Genomic DNA, 3,442 nt, shown 5'->3' on the forward strand with positions numbered 1-3,442 from the left:
AGATTTAATAACCCAAATTAAAAAATAAATATTTTTGATTAGTATTAATAATCATTAATTATATACCACATACACCTATATTGACTTTTTTGTTTTAATAGTTTATCCTATAAAAGAGGTTTATATTATTTTTTGAAAGATTGTATTATTTTATTAATAACAAATTCTGCAAATATCATCAATATAAAATAATTTAAATCTTAAAATTAATTTATCATTTAGCTAATAACAATTTTTATTAGTAATAATAAGCGAGTAAAAGAAAATGTTAAAAAAATATATTGTGTTAATGATTATAGGATTAGTTTTTATGGTGAATAATTCTTATGGTATATCTCAAGATGAAAACATTTTTCTGAATGCATGCCGTTATGGTCAAGTTTATAGAATTAAAGAATTAATTGATAAAGTTAATATAAATGTTCAAGATGAAGAAGAAGGATATACTCCTTTAATGAATGCTATAAGAGGAAGAAAAATAGAGGCTGTTAAAATTTTATTAGAGCATAATGCTGATGTTACTAAAATAAAAGATAATAGCGGAAGAAATGCATTTTTCTGGGCGGCTGCTTTAGATGAACTTGAAATGCTAAAACTATTTGAAAAATATAATCCTGATTTTAATACTGTAGATAATAACGGTTCTACTGCTTTATTTTATGCTAGTAAAATAGAAACTATGTATTATCTAATAAAAAACGGTATTGATGTTAATAAAAAAGATATAACTGGAAGAACTGCTTTAATACAATATTCTTTAGCATACCAAAGTCAAAATATTGTAAAGTTTTTAATTGAAAACGGATCAGATGTTAATGCTCAGGATAATGAAGGAATAACAACATTAATGTTTGCTGTTAAGGATTATAATATTGAAATAGTAAATATGTGTTTATCAGCAAATGCCAATCTTCATATAAAAGACAAAGAAGGAAAAACTGCTTTATTCTATACATTATTATATTTTCATGCAATAGATTATGGTAAAAATATGACATATAATATGTTTGGAAAAATTAACACTGAGATAACTGAATTGATAACAGGAAATAGAAAAAAAGAACAAGAAGAAGCAACTAAAAACGTTATTAAATTTGTAAAGCTATTAATAGATAATGGGGCAGATATCAATTCACAGGATAACAAAGGAAACACTTTATTAATGTATGCTATAGCCTTTAAATATAAACCTCTTGTAGATGAGATATTAAAATTAAATCCTGATATGAATATAAAAAATAAAGAAGGTAAAACAGCTAATGATATAGCAAAGGAATATGGTTATAAAATAGTAAAATAGTGAATGTTTTATAAATTTGTAATATTTATGTTTTACTTTATATATAAAGTAAATAAAAAACTTTTGAGTATAGTAAAAAATAAGTTTTTTATATATAATAAAAAATGTAGGTAAGACACCATTATGGGTGGCATAACAACAAGCAAGTGATCCGAGCACAGACGTGCTTATTCACTACTTTAAGGCGACCAACGCTCTGCGTGCCGTAGGCAAGGTACCCTTAAGTGTGACATAGCAACAGAATAAAAAATTACGAGCCTTTGAAGATTATATAAACTAAATAAAAAACTTGTGGGTGTAGTAACGAACAAGTTTTTTATATATAATAGGAGTTATCATGAAAAAAATTATTTTATTTCTTTTAAGCATTAATTTATTATGGGCATTTCCGCCTAGTGAAGCGTATTTTTCTGAACTTTTAAGCGATGATGGTAAAGTAATAAAAAATACACTTAAAGTAAAAAAAATTGATGGCGGCAATTATTCTGCTTATTTTGATGGTGAAATTACATTAACAGGAGTGTTGGAAAGAACTGATAATTCTGATGTTGATATTATTTATAGTGCTTTAAGATTTTATCCTGATAATAATATTGATTTGCCTTTTTTATTTAGTCTAGTTAGTGCAGATTCCTATAATATAGATGATTATAAAGAATTTGAAAGATTAGACTTCGGTGTTTTATTAGAAAATATTAAAGTAGAATTACCAGAACCTTTAAATAAAAGATTTTTAGGGGCTGCTGCTGTAAGGGCGGAGGTAACAATAAGAAACTATTCTATTTTTTGTGAAGGTGAAGCAGGAAAAGAGGCTTATGGCGATCTTGTGAATATTAAATTACTTGATGATGTACAAATAGAATATTTTTCTAAAGATAATTCTGCAGACGTTTATTATCATGCTGGAAATTCTTATTATATTAAACTTGAATATAATTCTAAAGATGATTATGTGAATATAAGAGATAAAGCAAATGGAAAAATAATAGGTAAAATTTTGAAAAACGATATGATTAATAATGGAGGGCTTTTATTAGCTATTGATGATTATTATGGAAGTGAAGAGAAAGATTGGTGTGAAGTATATTATATGCCTCCAAATGCTAAAGACGGAAAAGATGCAATTTACGGCTTTGTGCATGTTTCGCAGATAAAACTTGAAAATGGAGACTATTAAAAGAGCATAGCAATAATAGGATAATTATGAATATAGGTGCTGTAAGATCAATTCCAGCAATGTTTGTTCTAAACTTCATCACTTTAGGAATATACCATTATTATTGGGTTTATTATGTTACTTTAGAAGTAGAGAAGTTTACAAAAAGAAAAGATATATCTCCTGCTTTGGAGCTTTTACTTTCTATTATGACTTGCAATCTTTATACAATATATTGGTATAATAAATACGGAAATATTATTTATAAAGAAATAGCTTTAAAAATAGATGAAAATGATAAAGACAATAAATCTCAAATAATTATGACTGTAAGTATTATTGTATTATTAGCAGGAGTTCCTATTATAGGAATTTTATGCTATGTGCTTTTTTTTGGATTATTAGTAAGCGGTATGTCTTTAGTTTATAGTGATTTTAACTTTATTGAATTAATTGATAATCCTGAAGCATTATTAATATTTTTTGGTACTATATTGGTTGGCTTTATTATTCTTTTTGTAATTATTTTCTCTTTGCTTATTCCAGACATAATTATGCAGAAACAATTAAACTCTATATGGGAAAAAATTAGAACTAAAAAATAATATATTGCATGTAATCATAAACAAATATATAATATAAATAAAAAATTAAGAGAATTAAAATAAAAATGTTAGAAAGTTTAGAGATAGAAAATTTTAGAGGAATAAAGAAATTAAAAATAGACAATTTCAAAAATATTAATTTTTTTATAGGTAAGGCTAACACTTCAAAGACTTCTCTGCTTGAGTCAATATTGATTTCTTTATCACAGTCACCATATTCAATAACTTTATTATTATTTTTTAGAAGTTTTATAAAAGATTATGATATATTTGATTCTCTTTTTTATGATTATAATACAACAAAGGAAATATATTTTAATTTCTTTCAAAACAGTAAAGAATTTTATATTAACTTGAAACTTGCTTATGAAAATAATGAAG

4 protein-coding genes are annotated in these 3,442 nt (G+C 24.8%); all 4 read left to right on the forward strand.

Features of this window, described 5'->3' with window-relative positions; all coding sequences use genetic code 11:
• Positions 1-265: 265 nt before the first annotated feature.
• Positions 266-1,300, forward strand: a complete 1,035-nt coding sequence (locus tag KQ44_RS10345; RefSeq protein WP_096737330.1) for an ankyrin repeat domain-containing protein — start codon at positions 266-268, stop codon at positions 1,298-1,300.
• 337 nt (positions 1,301-1,637) lie between these two features.
• Positions 1,638-2,477 (forward strand): hypothetical protein, encoded by an 840-nt coding sequence (locus KQ44_RS10350; protein WP_096737331.1) that lies wholly within the window; start codon positions 1,638-1,640, stop codon positions 2,475-2,477.
• Positions 2,478-2,503: 26 nt separating this feature from the next.
• Positions 2,504-3,061, forward strand: a complete 558-nt coding sequence (locus tag KQ44_RS10355; protein ID WP_096737332.1) for a DUF4234 domain-containing protein — start codon at positions 2,504-2,506, stop codon at positions 3,059-3,061.
• Positions 3,062-3,126: 65 nt separating this feature from the next.
• A partial coding sequence (locus KQ44_RS10360) for an AAA family ATPase (protein ID WP_205676563.1) occupies positions 3,127-3,442 on the forward strand: 316 nt, incomplete at its 3' end.

This window comes from Brachyspira sp. G79 (assembly GCF_002379365.1).
Lineage (GTDB): Bacteria > Spirochaetota > Brachyspiria > Brachyspirales > Brachyspiraceae > Brachyspira.

What these genes read in the sequence shown, in the direction of transcription:
- KQ44_RS10350 (WP_096737331.1), top strand. Translation starts at nt 1,638, where the DNA reads ATGAAAAAAATTATTTTATTTCTTTTAAGCATTAATTTATTATGGGCA.
- KQ44_RS10355 (WP_096737332.1), top strand. Translation starts at nt 2,504, where the DNA reads ATGAATATAGGTGCTGTAAGATCAATTCCAGCAATGTTTGTTCTAAAC.
- KQ44_RS10345 (WP_096737330.1), top strand. Translation starts at nt 266, where the DNA reads ATGTTAAAAAAATATATTGTGTTAATGATTATAGGATTAGTTTTTATG.